A 17,838-nucleotide genomic window follows, 5' to 3' on the forward strand; every position below is an offset into this window, starting at 1 on the left:
CAGCCGAGTGCTGGCTTTTTTATGCATAAAATCTGGTCATGTTTAACAAAAAAATAGTACACTTAAAACCAAAGCAGTTTTTGAATGACTTATTCTTAATAAAAGGACAACCCGCTTATGGCCGGTAAAACTCGCGTTGCCAAGTATCATGCTGATCGTACCAACCAAAAGCTTTATTTTTGCCGTTTGGCTTGTCAAGCAGCGGATAGCAGTAGCGATAAACAGCTCTACCAAGCGCACTGTGAAACCGCTATTTTCCATTTATATGGTAGCTTTTTGGCTTTTATGCAGGAGCTCGCGCAGTTCTATAGTTTAGAGATGAATGAGCCAACGCTACTGGCTATCGAACAGGCGCTCAGCGAACGCACGCAAGTCTCACCTGAGGTTATGCGCTTGCAGCAACTTTTAGAGCAAGGGTTTTTAGCCAATATAGAGCGAGCTTATCAACGTTGTCTTTACGCGGTATTAGCGGATCAACAAATAAGTGATAATCCTGCTGAGAACTCAAAACAATCGCAGGATTTGATCGTCAATGTGGTGACGTTGTCGAACCAATGGCTGCCTGATGAAGCGACTATTCGAGAATGGCGCAGTCAGCTTCTGACTTTGATTGAACAACTGCGGGGCGGGATGGTCGAGTTTTAAGCAAGTATTGAAAGGTCTGGCCCATTAAGTAAAAAGGCGGTCCACTAAAGTGAACCGCCTTTTTAATGCTTCAATAAACTTGTCTAAAATGCAGCTTTATAACTATACTATAGTGCCCTTATTCTGGCATGGCTGGCATACGCTGCGCTGGCGTTACGGTTAATGGGTTTTGTGGCACGCTATCATTGCTATTGGTAGCACTACTGTTGCTACGAGACGATGTTGACTGCGCTTCAGGCTCTTCTTCAGGTTCAGGAGGCTTCCGCTGCTGAGTTCTAGTCTTGACCGGCTGGTTGGCAGTAGTTTCCGAATCGTCCTCATCGCTAGCATTAGTGCTGACCACGCCATTATCATTCATCTCAATAATACGCTGGCTTTGCTTCTTAGATTTGGACTTGTTATCGAGGGATACCCACTCAAAAGGAACATCTTCTAATTGCGCCTTCATAAAGTCCATCCATACGGGTAGGGCAGCGACTCCGCCATACTCACGGCGACCAAGGGTGGATGGCTGATCAAAGCCCATCCAAACAACAGTAGCGTTAGTAGGATGAAAGCCTGCAAACCAAGCATCTTTGGCTTCGTTAGTCGTACCAGTCTTGCCGCCAATGTCTTCGCGCCCGAGTGCTCGAGCGCGAACAGCAGTACCGCGTTGAACCACATCTCGTAAGATATCGGCCATATCATAAGCCACTCTTGGTTTGAGGATGCGCGGCGCTTGGGTAGCCGTTACATACTGCACTACAGGAGCTTGTAGGCGATCTGTCAGCGGATTAGCATCATAAATAATAACATCAGAATTATTAGCGTCATCATTACTGGTATCAGTAAGCTCGTTACTCTGAGCCTCTTGGTCATTCTCTACAGCGTCTTCTTCGTTAGTGTCTTCTTCGTTTATGGTCTCGTCAGTTTGCTCGCCATTTGCTTCTTGCTCAGCGCGCGTTTGGGCATCTTCAATTAGTTTTTGATTACGAGCTTCGAGCTGCTCATTGAAACAAAGCGCACAAGCTTGCTGCGGATTGGCTTGGAACAACAACTCATTATCATAGTTATAAATCTGTTCGATAAAGTAAGGCTGTACACGATGACCACCATTAGCAAAGGTCGCGTAAGCGGTTGCCATTTGTAAGGGTGTAGCTTGACCAGTACCTAGCGCTAATGACAGCGTCGTCGGTAGTTTCTCTTTATCGAGACCGAACTGATCTAATAAGTCACGAGTATCTGAGGTACCTACTGCTTGTAGTAAGCGAATAGACACTAAGTTGCGAGATAAATAAAGCCCGCGGCGTAAAGTGATATCCCCTAAGAAACGCTCATCGGAATTTTTTGGTTGCCAATCGCCGACTTGAATAGGACGATCAGAAACAATACTGTCTGGGCGATAGCCTTTCTCTAAGGCAGAAGTGTAAATCAGCGGCTTAATCGTTGAGCCCGGCTGACGCCATCCTTGCAGAGCGCGATTGAATTTACTGTACTTAAAGTCGAAACCACCTACTAAAGCGTTTAGCGCGCCCGTTTCTGGGTCTAGTGAAACTAAGCTACCTTGGACATCTGGGATTTGTGCCAATTGCCAATTGTCATTATCCGTTTTTATTAAGCGAACGATATCCTTTTCGCTGACGATTTGTGAGGCGTTACTAGGCAAATTACCGAAGCGATCGGCTGAGATGAATTTCTTTGCCCAACTCATGCCAGACCAGTTTACGGTGACCGTCTCGCCTGATTGCATAAGCGCTTCAAAGCTACGTGAATTGACAGTCGTGACTTTCGCCGGATACATACTGCCATAACGGTTGAAGTTTTCAAGCGGCTCATCGTTCGCCTCAGCGCCGCGCCAGCCGTGACGATGGTCATAAGCAATAAGACCTTTGAGTATGGCCGCTTCTGCATCTTGCTGCGCTTGGCTATTGACCGTCAAGCGTACCCGCCAACCGCCATTGACTACTTGGTCTCCATAGCGATTAACCAAAGCATAGCGCGCCATCTCTGCCAAATAGGGCATGTTGACGTCGAGTTTTTCTTGATATAAATTTAAGCCGACCGGCGAGTTAATTGCTTCATCATATTGAGCTTGATCGATATAGCCAAGCTCATGCATACGCTTAATAATCCAGTTACGGCGAATAAGGGCGCGCTCAGGATTAGCGACTGGGTTGTATTTAGAAGGGGCTTTTGGGAGGCCAGCTAGCATCGCCATTTCTGCAACAGTTAAGCTCTCAAGTGACTTGCTATAATACTTTTTGGCAGCGGCACGGATACCATAAGCGCCTTCACCCAAATAAATCTTATTAACATATAAAGTGAGAATCTCATTTTTAGTAAGCTCGTCTTCCATCTTTCTGGCGACAAACAGCTCAGTTAATTTGCGATTTAAGGTGCGCTCAGGCGTTAAAAAATAATTTTTAGCCACCTGCATAGTAATCGTCGAGCCACCTGTCTGTCCTTCATCGTCAGTCACTACTTCAGTAACTGCTCGCCCTAAACCCTTAATACTAATACCACTATGCTGAAAGAACGAAGCGTCTTCAGCCGCCAAAAAGGCGTTAGTGAGTCCTTCAGGAATCTCCTCGAAAGTCACTGGCAAAGATAAGCGATTGCCATACTGACCGATGAGTTTATCATCACGGCTATAGATCTGTAAGGGCATCTCCAGATTTGCTTTTTTGATTTCTTGGATGCTAGGCAGGGTAGGTGATAAGTACATTGCCATGCCATAGAACCCGATAGGAACAGCGAGCGCTAAGATAATCACTAGTGCTAAAAAGGCAATAAAAAGCCCCACCAGGTAATGAATAAGACGGACGGTGGCATTTTTTTTGGGCATAATAAGCTTATCAATTAAGAGGATTAACAGCAGTCATTATACCTTGAACCCAAAGCTAGGTTCGCATGAAATGTGTAATTCTCTGAGAAAAATTTTTAATCGCTTGAATATGTCTATTAAGTAACGTATTGTATTCCATTATTACAAAACCTTTGTAATCTATATTCTATATAAGGTGTAGGGTCTGTGAAGCTACTTTCTTCTAAGCATCAAAGTTTAATCGGAGTAGATATTTGTGCAACTTCAGTAAAACTAGTTGACATAACTCGGCAACAAGGCGTTTATCATCTCAAGTCTTATGGTATTGAAAGACTACCTCCAGGGATAGTCGTTGATAAGCTGATCGTAGATACTGAAGCGGCTGGCGATACGATTGCAAGTCTGGCACGTCGGAACCGAGTTGCAGGCAATGATGCAGCAACGGCGGTATCAGGCTCGTCGGTGATAACTAAGATTATCGACATGGATGCTACTTTAAGCGATGTTGAACGTGAAGCACAAATTCGTCTCGATGCAGATCAATACATTCCTTATCCTTTAGATGAGGTCAATCTTGATTTTGAGGTGCTAGGGCCTTCTATCGTTGATGACACTATGGTGCAGGTTTTACTAGCGGCTTCGCGCTCTGAGAACGTAGATCAACGGGTTGACGCCTTAGCCTTTGGTGGCCTAAAAACCAAAGTCATGGACATTGAGTCGCACGCCATCGAGCGGGCTTTTCAGATAATGGCAGATAACTTACCAAGCATGCCAGAATTGGTCGCTGTCATCGATATTGGCCATCATCAGACTACCTTATATATCGCTAAGAACCATAAATTTATCTATAGCCGCGAGCAGCTATTTGGTGGGTTGCAACTGACAGAAGCTATCCAAGAGCGCTACGGGTTGTCTTATGAAGAGGCGATGGTCAATAAGCATGAGCGTATGTTGCCTGATGATTATTATCCTGAAGTGCTCACGCCGTTTATGGAAAGTACGGTGCAACAAATCACTCGCTCGCTACAGTTTTATTTCTCCTCGAGTCAATATGACCGCATTGATCATATTGTGCTCGCCGGCGGCAGTAGTTCCATACCCGGTCTTGCCGGAATGATCCAACAAAAACTAAGTATCGGAGTCACGGTCGCCAATCCGTTTATTAATATGACTATCAGCCCTTATATTGACAGCGAGCAGTTGGCTATAGATGCTCCAAGCCTAATGGCGGCTTGTGGGCTTGCGCTTAGGAGCTTTAACTAATGGCTCGCATTAACTTACTACCTTGGCGTTCTGAGGAACGCGCCCGCCGAAACAAAGAGTTTTTGACGCTAGTTGCTGCGGTGACGTTACTGGCACTGTTGTCCGCTTTTGCGACTTGGAGCTATTTTAATAACGAGCTAGAAGAGCAGCGTGACGCCAATGATCGCATCACGCAAGAAAACAATCGCTTGGACACGGTACTAGCGGAGATAGATACGCTTGAGCAGCGCCGAGAAGATATTATTTCGCGCATGCAAGTCATCCAAGATCTGCAGGGAAGGCGGCCGATTCCAGTACGTCTATGGGATGATGTGGCGAAAGCTATGCCCCCAGCGCTCTATCTCAACAATCTCAAGCGTGAGGACGATCTACTTACCTTTACTGGCTTAGCGGATAACCCGAACGTGGTCTCAAGCTTGATTCGTAACTTGGACGACAGTCCATGGATGGAAAACTCGGCCGTACGTAATATTCAGCAAAATATTAGTGCTTATGAGTCCCCAATCACCTTGAACCAAGCACCAACCAATGGCGAGCAGCCTCGGCCAATATACCCTGAGGACAGTTACGTGCAGTTTGTGGTGACCACGCAAGTGCAGTCTTCATTAACTGAGCCTACCCAATCGCCAGAGATAGTCGCTAATGTCGCCGGCTCTGGAGACACTTTATGAACCCTATTCGCAATAAAAGTCTCATAAAAACCAAAAAAAGCGCAATCAAGGCACAAGGCCCGCTGAGCCCGCCAAAAAAATCATTCGACTTCAATGATTTTCGTCGCAGCTTTGAGTCACTAGATACCCAAAACTCTGGCAGTTGGCCGCTACCGGTTAAAGTAACAGTGCTATTACTCATTGTCGTCTTTATTGCCGCCATGGCTTGGGCGCTACCGATTAGTAGCAAAATCGATGAGATTAAAGCCAGCGAGAGTGAGCAGCAAACCTTACTTGATACCTATCGCCAAAAAGAATCACGCGCGCGGCATTTGGACACTTACAAAGCGCAAGTGGCGCAAATGGATATAGAGTTCAATACTTTGCTTGATCAACTGCCTAAAGAGACCCGAGTCTCTGAATTGGTAGAAGGTATCAATATGACCGGAGTAGGCAGTAATATTCGCTTCCAAGATATCTCAGTTGAGCCTGAAATTGAAAATGAGTTTTTTATTGAGCAGCCTATTCGTATTGCCGCTTTAGGCGAGTATCATCAGTTTGGCAGCTTTATCAGTGGTCTTGCTGCTCTGCCGCGTATCATTACTATGCATAACTTTGAGGTGAGTAATCCGCAGCCCACTTTAGAGGCCATTCCGGAGCTGAATTTGGTGTTACAGACTAAGACCTATCGCTCAAAAGAAGTGACGCCTGACGGGGAGGTTGCTGATGCGGCCGTGCCTGCTGACGCTGGAGGTAACTGATGACAAAACCGCTACCTAACCTTATCTTCTTAGCCGTAACGACGCTTTTGCTCAGCGGCTGTGCCGATAGAATTGGTTTGGCTGAGCAAGCCATGCAAGACATACGAGCATCGCAGGCGCAAGATATTGAACCCACGCCTAAGGTTTCGCTAGTAGAAGACTTTGTCTATAGCGCAAGCAGTCTACGTAGTCCTTTTTTGCCACCTAGCTTAGTGAACATACAAGGACCGACCACTGCTATCGACGGTATACGTCCTGATATTAACCGTATCAAAGAACCTTTAGAGCAATATGAGATCGCTCAGCTGACTTTTCGCGGTGTTGTGGTCTCGCCTGAAGGGCAAGAGTATGCTTTGGTTCAGCGCCCAGATGGGTCAGTTGCTAGCGTTAAAGTGGGTGATTATCTTGGACTTAATGATGGCCGCATTGTTGAGATTACGCCAACGCAGATTAATCTAATTGAAATTGTACCAGACAGCCGCGCAGGGTTTATTGAAAGACCACAGTCGCTGGTCTCTCCTATAAATTAAGATGGTAGATTTTTGAGGAATAAGTAATGACCGTACGTAACAATAAGGCAATGACGATAAGTAGTCGTGTTTCCTCTACTTTCGCCGCTCCTGTATTAGCTCTGAGCATCACTGCCATCATGAGCAATGCTTATGCGGTGCAGCGCATCAATGAGGTGTCTGTTGTACAGACGGCTCCAGCAGTGACGCAGCTGCGTTTGGGTTTTAATGAAACTCCAAACGTACCTGCAGCTTATCAGCTCGATAACCCTAGCCGTTTAGTCTTAGACTTTGAACAAGTCCAAAACGGTTTGGCGAGTCGGTTCAACGATTATAATGTGGGCATAGTCAATGATATTACCACTTTGAGTAATGACAGTACGACGCGCCTTATTGTCGGATTGAAAAAAAGCGGTGATTATACTACGGCAATCGAAGGCAACGATCTGCTATTGACGATCAATGATCCTGCGCGCCAAGTCATTACTAACGACCCTGTCGCCGATGTGCTCAATAACCAATCAGCAATTATTACCACTACTCCTATCAATAGCCCGGTAGTGGCGACCACTGCCGTAGCGACTGATAACGTCGTAGCTGCGCCGGTAGTGGTACGGCAAACACCGACAAAACCGCAAGTACCTGCTGATACTATGGTGGTCAGAGTCAACCCTTTGCTAGACCCAAATCTTGCTTCTTCGCAAGTGAGTCGACAATATAGCTATGATGGTTTGACGGCCTTGAACTTTGCGGCTGGCAACGCTGGTGGCGGCAATGTCAGTATCACTTTAGCTAATGAAGCCATTCCGGTTGATGTGCAGCGTCAAGGCAATAAACTAGTCGTGCGCTTGACGGGCAGTACGGTACCTAGAAACCTGCTGCGCCGTCTCAATATCAATAGCGGCTTAGTCGCTAGTGTCGATACCAAAAACCAAGGTCAGACCGGTATCATCACTATCAATATGAGTGGCGACTACGAATATCAAGCTTATCAATCGGGCACTCAGCTAAATATCAGCATCACTGAGCCTGAACTGCTACGTGAGCCAACGCTAGAAGAAAAAGTCTATACTGGCGAAGCGCTCTCCATGGAGTTTCAAGACGTTGAGATTCGTAGTGTCCTTGATATCTTAGCGCAGTTTACCGAGATGAATATTGTCGCTAGTGATTCTGTCGTTGGTAATATCACCTTACGCCTCATCAATGTGCCTTGGGATCAAGCTTTAGATATTATCTTAAGAAGCAAAAATCTAGGCAAGCGTGAGAACGGTAACGTTATCTTAATCGCGCCGGCGACTGAGCTTGCTGAGCAAGAAGCCCGCGAGCTTGCTGCGCAGCAAGCGGTTGATTCATTCTTACCGTTACGCACGGAGTATATTCGTCTAAGCTATGCCAGAGCTGAAGATGTCTTAAACCTGATCTCCGATGGCAGCGGTCCCTCAAACAGTCGCGGTTCAGGTATCGGTACGACGAATAATATCCAAGACAATAATACTTTGCTGTCTGATCGTGGTACCGTCACTATCGATGAGCGTACTAACACTTTGATTGTCAAAGACGTCGCCGACAGTATTGAGAATATTCGCGAGCTAATTACCAAAATCGATATTCCGGTACGGCAAGTGATGATTGAAGCGCGTATTGTCAGTGCAACCGATAGCTTTAGTAAAGAGATTGGCGTGCGTTGGGGTATTTTATCTAGCGGTGCGGCAACCAATCGTAGTTTACTCGTTGGCGGTAGCAATCAGACTTTAGCGGACTTAAAAGATTTCGATGTCGAGACCACGACGATTAACGGCCAGACCGTCTCTTATCCTAGCTATGATATTAGTAGTCCTGATAATTTGAGTGTCGATTTAGGGGTGACTAATCCGGCGGCTGGCAGTATCGCTTTTGGTCTGCTTAGCTTATCGGATGTGATGCTAGATTTGGAGCTGTCCGCATTGCAAGCCGACAATCGCGGTGAGGTCATCTCCACACCGAAGATTTTGACCGCTGATAAGCAAACTGCCAAAGTCTCCTCTGGCACGCAGATTCCTTATCAAGAAGCGGCGGCTAGTGGCGCTACGTCTACTAGCTTTAGAGAAGCGGCGCTGAGTTTAGAGGCCACGCCGAACATTACCCCAGATGGTAAAATTGGCTTACAGCTTCTTATTACCAACGGGACGCCAACGATTATCAATGGCGATGTCGCTATCAATGAAGATTCGATTTCAACCAATGTCATCGTCGAAGATGGACAGACCATTGTACTAGGCGGCGTGTTCAGAAACCGTACTAATAATGGGGTAGATAAAGTACCGTTCTTAGGCGATCTACCTTATATTGGCCGCGCCTTCCGCCGCGATGTGCGCAGCAATAATAAAGAAGAGCTGCTCATTTTTGTGACACCGAAATTGATTAATGACGGTATTAGTCGTTTGGATTAAGAGGATTAATTCTGTCTCAATAGACAGCAAAATGTACTTAATCTTTATGAGCTATCCTACCTTAAATCGAGAAAAAGCAAGCCTAAGCGCTTGCTTTTTTTATGTCTTAACAAGGCTCAACACGCCCCAGTAAGATTTTTGCTGTTAATAATCAAGGTTGGTTACTAGCCAGATTATCGATGACGTTGTATGATAGTTAATTTAGCTGAGTAAGTGTTATGTTGGAGGAATTACCGTCGGTATTTATAGTCGGGCCGATGGGTGCGGGAAAGACCACTATTGGCCGTCTGCTTGCCAAACAGCTAGGGCGTGAGTTTGTCGATAGCGACTGGTACATTGAGTCACAAACCGGCGCGGATATCGCTTGGATATTTGCCAAAGAAGGCGAAGCTGGCTTTCGTGAGCGTGAAACCCGCGCCATTGATGAGCTCACCCAAAAGCCGCAAATCGTATTAGCCACGGGCGGCGGTGCGGTCATGAGTAGCGATAACCGAGAGTTTCTGCATCAGCGCGGTATCGTGGTTTATCTTAATGCCCCAGTCGAGGTGCAAATGGCACGAACGGCCAAAGATAAGTCGCGGCCGCTATTACAACAGCCTAATCCCAAACAAATCCTACAAAATTTGTATCAAATCCGTGATCCGTTGTATCGACAAGTTGCCCACGTTATTTTGCCAACCGGGCATACCTATCCTCGGCACATGGTCAATCAGCTTTTGCAACAGCTAGAGCGATTTATTACCGCGACAGAGGGCGACAATAAGCAATATTAAATAAAAAACAGTGTTTAGCTTTTAACATAGGAAGCCTTTATGGCAACACCACTTCTCGATGAAGGTTTGACCGTACAAACCCAAAGCCATGATTATCCCATTATTATCACCGCCAGCCGCGATGATAGTGAAGATGCCACTAGTACGAGTAATATGGTAAGCAGTATGGCGGAACGCGTTGCGCCTTATATTACGGGCAAGCAAGTGTTAATCGTCACCAATGAAACCATCGCGCCTCTATATTTGCAGCCTTTGCAGCAGCAGTTGTCGTCAAGCTTTCAGGTAGCCGTTTGCGTGCTACCCGATGGTGAACAGTATAAAAATCAGCAGTATATCAATCAGATCTATGATGCACTGATGGCCCAGCATTTCAATCGTGACGTCACTTTGATTGCGCTTGGCGGCGGCGTAATTGGCGATATGACAGGTTTTGCTGCAGCAAGCTTTATGCGCGGGGTGAATTTCATTCAGATTCCGACTACTTTGCTAGCACAAGTAGATTCAAGCGTTGGCGGTAAGACCGGTATTAATCACCCGCAAGGCAAAAACATGATCGGCGCTTTTTGGCAGCCGCAGATGGTACTTGCTGATATGAATACGCTACAAACCTTGCCGGCGCGTGAGCTCTCGGCAGGTATCGCGGAGGTCATCAAATACGCGCTGATTATGGATAACGAGTTTTTGACTTGGCTTGAGCAGAATCTGCCGGCGATGATGGCGCTTGATCTTGAGGTACTTGGTATAGCGGTTAAACGCTGCTGCGACTACAAAGCGCAAGTGGTGGCGCAAGATGAAAGAGAGTCAGGCGTGCGAGCGCTGTTGAACTTTGGCCATACCTTCGGTCATGTGATCGAAACCCATGAGGGCTATGGCGAATGGCTACACGGGGAAGCGGTGGCCGCTGGCATGGTACAAGCGGCTATGATGTCACAAAAGCTTGGCTGGCTGACTCAGCAAGATACTGATCGGATAAAACATATCCTGACCCTTGCCAACCTCCCTATCACTCCGCCTGCTATCTCAGTAGAAACTGCTTTAAACCTTATGGGTCACGATAAAAAAGTCAAAGGCGGCAAGATTCGGCTGATTTTACTCAAGTCGCTAGGCGAGGCGGTATTGACCGATGATTTCGATGAGAGGCTATTGACAGAGGTTTTGTCCCAATCCAATCCATAAAGCGGTATACTATTAGTATAGATTGCTGATATCTATGACTTTTTATGGTCTTTTTGATCTACTACCTTTTTCACCTATTCACGGTTAGTGCCGATATTTATATTGACAACTTATATTACCAAGGAAATTTTTCATGGCAGAATCGCATGCATCGACACCTTCTGCGAGCCGATCCTATCGCCGCCAAGCGCTTCTATGGCTGATGATGGCTTTGTTACTTGGAGTAGTGACCGCATTGGTTTGGATGTTTAGTCAGACATCGGCTATCGGCGCTCAAATTGAGAATGCACCGCTGTCAACGCCGCAAGTCACCGTCGATGAACTCAAGCAGCCGTTATCCATCGAGTCTTTGCACGAACTTGATACGGATGTTCAGCCCATTGATTTTGAGGCAACCGTTCGCGACTTACGCAATTATCCTGCTGAATTCAAGGACAAGCGTTATCTATCAGCGAACAAAGGTAAATGGACGGTACAGGTGATGAATGTGGCCGAAAACGACGTCATCGTCAGCTATTTAGAAGGCCGTGAAGATCGTGACAAGTTTGCTTATTTCCGTTATCTTGATGAAAATAAGCAGGTACGCTATATGTTGACTTATGGCATTATGAGTAGCCCGCAAGAAGCGGTAGGCGCAGCTAAGCTTATAGACTTCGGCCTGCCAGCTGACGTACGAGTGCTGCCAGAAGAGATCAATCGCTACGTCAGTATCATCGATAACTACGAGCGACCAGGACCGATCAAAGATCTCAGCACCAGACGCGCTCGTTCCGTTAAGCTAAAACGTACCCAGCGTGAAGTACCCGTACGTCAACAACCAAAAGCTACCGAAAGTAATGACGCCGCTATGGATAACAATATCTCTGCTGATACTATCAGGGAGAGAGCTGAGCGTAATATGGCAAATGACCAAAATGATTCAACTGCAGATAGTCAGGTAGAGAGTATTCGTCAGTCCGATGACACTTCAGCGACTTTGTCTGTCAATGAAGAGCGCTCATTCGACTCTGATAATGAAAATACCACCCAAAAAACAAATAACACCCGTAAAACAGACTCTGAAATCAAGAAACCACCAGCGGTAACGACGCCTAAACCGCCTACCAGTAATAATACGAGCACTCCTGCGAAAACTAACAATAATGCCGCTACTAACTCTACTAATAATACCAATGCAAATGGCGCGGCAAATAATAATAGCGACAGCATGAAAGAGCTCATTCAGGAAAGGAGTAATTAGGGTCTGTTGAACACTCGACCTTAGCACTGACAGAGACTATTTTTAGGCAATTCGAAGATAAAAATAGTAAGACGAGTCTTCTAAGCGTCTATTTTTAGCTTTAGAGGCGGCAAAAAATAGTCCTGTCTCCTTCTTTTAATATTAGATCTGATGCTAAAATCGCTCTATTCGTTGTAAAAACCTAGCCAATGTAATGAGCATTACCTGCAATTTTTACTTAGACTAGAGCAAAGCTTTGATAAATTGGTAGCTATAAGCAGTGCTCATTTGTGAATGGTCAACAGACCCTAAATAACACAGCCGTTTCTTTTAAATACAAAAAATTAATTATAGGTGTAAGCGGGATAGGTCAAATAAATAACTAGATTTTTGCTTAAATATTATCTATGATTAGTACCTGCGCTGAATTGTACGATTATCGTAAACCTGTGACTCATGCTACACATCAAATGCTTGCTTACACAGTATTTCATTAGGTGAAAATAAGATATTCGTTTTATAAACATCGTCAGCTTTATAATTGGTTTTGATAGTTTGTTATACAAAGTTTCAAAAACAATAAGTTTAAAAATCGTCATTACATGGCCACCGCTTAGTCGGCTACTACGTCAGTTACTATGAGCTAGTTGTTGTGAAAGTTGTACGAGCGTTAGTAGCTGTCACCTCAAATGGTTGTCATAGTTCAATCATAGCTTTAACCCTCTGGTTATTTGCTATTGCAATAAATAATCAACTTACTACTTAGGGATAAGTCGTCGACGAAGACGAGCGTTGAATTGACGCCCTAACAAAAGCTTGCTTAAACGATTTTTGAGCATCTTTCGCGGTTTAGACCGTTCATCGCGGGCTTTATTAATCCGCTTAAATGAATATATTAGTACAACGTTTGGTAGACTTTATTTTAATTGTGTTTTTATTTGTAGTGCTGCGTTTCGTGTTCGCATTGGATACCAGTCGCCCGTTCACCCAAAAGGATAAACCATGTCAATGATCTCCTCGCATAGCCATCTAGCGACTCCAGATGATTTCTCTGATAACTGTGGTTTTGGTTTGATTGCTCATATTGAGGGACAAGCCAGTCACGATTTAGTCAAAACTGCTATTCATAGTCTCAGTTGTATGACCCATCGCGGCGGCGTAGCAGCAGATGGCAAAACCGGTGATGGTTGCGGCTTATTGCTTGCGACGCCAAAAGCGTTTTTCCAAACCATTGCCACTGAGCAAAAGCTGTCTATCAATGAGAATTTTGCAGTGGGTATGGTGTTTACTCATTTAGATAGCGACAAAGCGGCCTATAGCCAGCAAGTGTTAAATGAAGAGATTATGGCTCAAGGATTAGAAGTCGCTGGCTGGCGCGAGGTGCCTTTAGATCTAAGTATCGTCGGTGACATTGGTCGTGAGACTTTGCCTGATTTTAAGCAAGTATTTGTCAACGCTGCTGAGGATTTGGCCGCAGATGATTTCAACCGTAAGCTGTTCGTTGCGCGCAAAAAAGCCGAGCAGCGCCTAACCGATGACGAGCTATTTTATGTCTGCTCATTGAATTGCCAGACCATTATCTATAAAGGTTTGGTCATGCCGTCTGATTTGCCCGCTTTCTTTTTGGATTTGCAAGATGAGCGTTTAGCTTCACACATTGTAGTGTTTCATCAGCGTTTTTCGACCAATACTTTGCCGCGTTGGCCTTTAGCGCAGCCGTTTCGTTATCTTGCCCACAATGGCGAGCTCAATACCATTACCGGTAACCGCAACTGGTCTGAGGCGCGTACGCCTAAGCTTAAATCAGATAAATTGCCAAACTTAAGCGAGCTGACCCCGTTAGTGAATAGCACAGGTTCGGACTCTTCAAGCCTTGATAATATGCTTGAGGTACTTGTCTCAGGTGGGATGAACTTGTTCCATTCGATGTCAATATTAGTACCGCCTGCTTGGCAAAATGTCGATAGTATGGACATGGATCTACGCGCGTTTTATGAGTTTTACTCTCAGCATATGGAGGCGTGGGATGGGCCGGCAGGCCTTGTTATTCAAGATGGACGTTACGCGGTCTGTATGCTGGATCGTAATGGCCTGCGTCCATCACGTTGGGTGACGACCAAGAACGGCTATATCACTGTTGCTTCTGAGATTGGCGTTTGGGATTATGCACCAAAAGACGTACTTGCTAAAGGCCGCGTCGGTCCAGGACAAATGCTAGTGATCGATACCATGACCGGACAAATCATGGATACGAATACTATAGCGACCCTGCTCAAAAAAGCGCATCCTTATCGTAAGTGGCTACGTGAACAGGCCACGCGCATACGCGATGATGAACGCCTTGAGGAACAAATAGCGAGCGAGGCTTGCCGCGGTGATAGCCTAAAAGCGCTACAAAAGATGTATCACATTACCAATGAAGAGCGTACTGAAATCATTCGCCCCAATGCCGAAAACGGTCAAGAGCCCGTCGGCTCTATGGGCGACGATACGCCGATGGCCGTGCTATCACAGCAGATACGTCATGTTGGGGATTTCTTCCGTCAGCAGTTCGCGCAGGTGACTAACCCGCCAATTGATCCGCTACGTGAATCCATTGTCATGTCGCTACAGACTTGTTTGGGCGCGCAGACCAATGTGTTTGCGCCTTCAGCAAAAGACGCGCACCGGATTATCTTATCCTCACCCGTACTATCTGCTAGCAAGATGCAGCAGATCGAAGCCTTAGACGACGATGCCTTTAAAATGGCACGTATTGATTTAAATTATTCGCGTGAGCAGTCACTAGATGACGCGATTCTGTCTATTTGCCAGCAAGTCGCTACGGCTATTCGTAGTGGTCATTCGCTGATTGTGTTATCAGATAAAAACATTGATGCCGATAAAGTCCCTGCCAATGCCATTATGGTGACGGGCGCGGTGCATCATTATCTGATCGCTGAGGGTATTCGTACCGATGCCAATCTGATCATCGAGACGGGTCTAGCGCGTGATTCACATCAAGTCGCGGTATTGATTGGTTTTGGTGCGACCTGCGTTTATCCATACTTGGCTTATGATGTTATTGGTGACTTGGTCGCAACAGGTGAGCTATTAGGCGATCCAATTCAAGCGCGAGTTAATTTCCGTAAAGGCTTAGATAAAGGCTTATTGAAGATTTTATCGAAAATGGGTATTTCAACAGTAGTATCATATCGCGGCGCGCAGTTATTTGAAGCGGTCGGTCTGTCTGAAGAAGTGGTTGATCTCTGCTTTAAAGGGGTGCAAAGCCGAATCAAAGGCGCGACCTTTGCTGATTTAGCCGCTGATCAAGCACAATTAGCCGCAAATGCTTTCAAACGCCGTGCGCCGCTCGATCAAGGCGGTTTGCTTAAATTCGTCTTTAACAAAGAGTATCATGCCTTCAATCCTGATGTGATTAACAGCTTACATACCGCGGTACGTACCGGTGATTATGACAATTATCGCAATTATGCTGATTTAGTGAACAGCCGTCCTGTCGCTACTTTGCGGGATTTATTAGCGCTAAAGACTGATAACGCTATCGATGTCAATGAAGTCGAAGATATGAAAAATATCCTATCGCGCTTTGATTCTGCGGGTATGTCGCTAGGCGCCTTATCTCCTGAGGCGCATGAGTCGATAGCGATGGCGATGAACACGATTGGCGGGCGCTCAAACTCGGGAGAGGGCGGCGAAGACCCTGTGCGTTACGGCACTTTGCGTAACTCTAAGATTAAACAAGTGGCCTCAGGGCGTTTTGGCGTGACCCCTGCGTATTTGCGCTCAGCAGAAGTGATGCAAATCAAAGTCGCTCAGGGTGCTAAGCCTGGTGAGGGCGGTCAGCTGCCAGGTGGTAAGGTCAATGCTTTGATTGCGCGTTTGCGTTATTCGGTGCCAGGGGTGACGCTGATTTCACCGCCACCGCATCATGATATTTATTCTATCGAAGATTTAGCCCAGCTGATCTTTGATCTCAAGCAAGTCAACCCTGATGCGCTAGTATCGGTCAAACTAGTCTCGCGTCCGGGAGTCGGTACGATCGCTACTGGCGTTGCCAAAGCTTATGCCGATTTGATTACCATCTCAGGCTATGATGGTGGTACGGCGGCATCGCCCTTATCGTCTATTCATCACGCCGGCTCACCGTGGGAGCTGGGTCTGGCCGAAACCCATCAATCGCTACGCGTCAACGGCCTACGTGACAAAGTACGTATCCAAACCGATGGTGGTCTCAAGACGGGTCTTGATGTGGTAAAAGCCGCTATCTTAGGTGCAGAGAGCTTCGGATTTGGTACCACGCCGATGATCGCGGTCGGCTGTAAATATCTACGTATCTGTCACTTAAATAACTGTCCGACAGGGGTTGCCACCCAAAAAGCCAAACTACGCGATGAGCATTACATTGGCGAGGCGGAGATGCTCATTAACTTCTTTAAATTTGTCGCCACTGAAACACGCGAATGGCTCGCGGTGCTCGGTGTGCGCAGTATGGAGGAGCTAGTCGGACGCACCGATCTGCTTGAGATATTAGAAGGTAATACAGATAAGCAGCGCCACTTGGATCTGACGCCCCTGCTATTTAGCCATCCTGCAAGCAGTGGCAAAGCGCAAACTTGCCAAGTTGAGCGCAATGAGCCGTTTGACAAAGGCTTACTCGCTGAGCAGATGATTAGCGATATGATGCTCACTATTCGCCAAGGCTTAGGCGGTGACTACAGCTATTACGTCGGCAACTGCGATCGCTCTATCGGCGCGCGAATATCCGGTGAGATTGCCCAGCATTGGGGCAACCTTGGCATGAATGATATGCCTATCAAGCTTCATCTCACCGGTACGGCAGGTCAGAGTTTGGGCGTATGGAACGCTGGCGGCCTGCATATCGAGCTTGAGGGCGATGCCAACGATTATGTCGGTAAAGGTATGGCAGGCGGCGAGATTGTCATCTATCCACCAAAAGATTCTAACTTTGCCGCTAAGGATACCGCTATCATTGGTAATACTTGTCTTTATGGCGCGACGGGCGGTAAGTTATACGTGGCAGGCACGGCAGGTGAGCGCTTCGGCGTGCGTAACTCAGGGGTTCATGCCGTCGTAGAAGGCACAGGCGATCACTGCTGCGAATACATGACCGGTGGTATTATCACTGTACTTGGAAAAACGGGCCTAAACTTTGGCGCGGGTATGACGGGCGGATTTGCTTACATACTCGATATGGAAGGCGACTTCTTTGATCGCTGTAACCACGAGCTAATCGATCTGAACCGTATCTCTAGCGAGCAGACCGAAGCGCATCGCATCTATTTGAAGCAAGTGATTGAGAGCCACGTGACTAAAACCGGCAGCGCTTGGGGTCAGACACTCTTGGCGGATTTTGATTATTACGTGCGCAAGTTTTATTTGGTTAAGCCCAAAGCAGCTAGTATTGCCAATTTACTCAATACTACGATGGCAGATCCACAGTAACGTTTCAGGAGCGCTTCAAAAACGCTTCAGGACCGCTGCGCTCTATAAGTGCAGATGCTTTAAGCAGGTCAGTGATGCTGCGAGCTCCTAAAGACACGATTCTGTATTGAGAAGCTGGTCTTTATCGTTTATCACTACCCACTA

General features: G+C 46.4%; 11 protein-coding genes. 10 read left to right on the forward strand and 1 reads right to left on the reverse strand.

Annotated elements, in window-relative coordinates:
• Positions 1-117 precede the first annotated feature (117 nt).
• Positions 118-645: a DUF6586 family protein gene (locus ACS8FD_RS11050; RefSeq protein ID WP_439275896.1), complete on the forward strand. Its 528-nt coding sequence runs from the start codon at positions 118-120 to the stop codon at positions 643-645.
• A gap of 118 nt (positions 646-763) precedes the next feature.
• Here ACS8FD_RS11050 and ACS8FD_RS11055 read toward each other — a convergent pair whose 3' ends face one another.
• Positions 764-3,469, reverse strand: a complete 2,706-nt coding sequence (locus ACS8FD_RS11055) for a penicillin-binding protein 1A (RefSeq protein ID WP_439275897.1) — start codon at positions 3,467-3,469, stop codon at positions 764-766.
• Positions 3,470-3,655: 186 nt separating this feature from the next.
• Between ACS8FD_RS11055 and ACS8FD_RS11060 the strand changes: the two genes are divergently transcribed.
• The 9 genes from ACS8FD_RS11060 (at position 3,656) to gltB (ending at position 17,694) form a co-directional block, all read left to right on the forward strand.
• Positions 3,656-4,711 carry a pilus assembly protein PilM gene (locus ACS8FD_RS11060; protein WP_439275898.1) on the forward strand — a complete coding sequence of 352 codons (1,056 nt, stop codon included), beginning with the start codon at positions 3,656-3,658 and terminating at the stop codon, positions 4,709-4,711.
• Entirely contained in the window at positions 4,711-5,382 is a 672-nt protein-coding gene (locus ACS8FD_RS11065) for a PilN domain-containing protein (RefSeq protein WP_439275899.1), read from the forward strand. The genes ACS8FD_RS11060 and ACS8FD_RS11065 overlap by 1 nt, the downstream gene beginning before the upstream one ends.
• Positions 5,379-6,122 carry a type IV pilus inner membrane component PilO gene (locus ACS8FD_RS11070; RefSeq protein ID WP_439275900.1) on the forward strand — a complete coding sequence of 248 codons (744 nt, stop codon included), beginning with the start codon at positions 5,379-5,381 and terminating at the stop codon, positions 6,120-6,122. Before ACS8FD_RS11065 ends, ACS8FD_RS11070 begins: the two co-directional genes overlap by 4 nt.
• Entirely contained in the window at positions 6,122-6,652 is a 531-nt protein-coding gene (locus ACS8FD_RS11075) for a pilus assembly protein PilP (RefSeq protein WP_439275901.1), read from the forward strand. Before ACS8FD_RS11070 ends, ACS8FD_RS11075 begins: the two co-directional genes overlap by 1 nt.
• Positions 6,653-6,678: 26 nt before the next feature.
• On the forward strand, positions 6,679-9,060 hold the full coding sequence (gene pilQ / locus ACS8FD_RS11080) for a type IV pilus secretin PilQ (protein WP_439275902.1): 2,382 nt from the start codon (positions 6,679-6,681) through the stop codon (positions 9,058-9,060).
• A 218-nt stretch (positions 9,061-9,278) separates the two neighbouring features.
• The gene (gene aroK / locus ACS8FD_RS11085) at positions 9,279-9,833 is read left to right on the forward strand and encodes a shikimate kinase AroK (protein WP_439275903.1); all 555 of its coding nucleotides are present in this window, start codon (positions 9,279-9,281) and stop codon (positions 9,831-9,833) included.
• A 39-nt stretch (positions 9,834-9,872) separates the two neighbouring features.
• Positions 9,873-11,009: a 3-dehydroquinate synthase gene (aroB, locus tag ACS8FD_RS11090; RefSeq protein WP_439275904.1), complete on the forward strand. Its 1,137-nt coding sequence runs from the start codon at positions 9,873-9,875 to the stop codon at positions 11,007-11,009.
• Positions 11,010-11,142: 133 nt separating this feature from the next.
• On the forward strand, positions 11,143-12,249 hold the full coding sequence (locus ACS8FD_RS11095) for a hypothetical protein (RefSeq protein WP_439275905.1): 1,107 nt from the start codon (positions 11,143-11,145) through the stop codon (positions 12,247-12,249).
• A gap of 981 nt (positions 12,250-13,230) precedes the next feature.
• Complete coding sequence (gltB, locus tag ACS8FD_RS11100; protein WP_439275906.1) at positions 13,231-17,694, forward strand: glutamate synthase large subunit; 4,464 nt, start codon at positions 13,231-13,233, stop codon at positions 17,692-17,694.
• Positions 17,695-17,838 lie beyond the last annotated feature (144 nt).

It is taken from the genome of Psychrobacter sp. 1U2, from assembly GCF_051847575.1.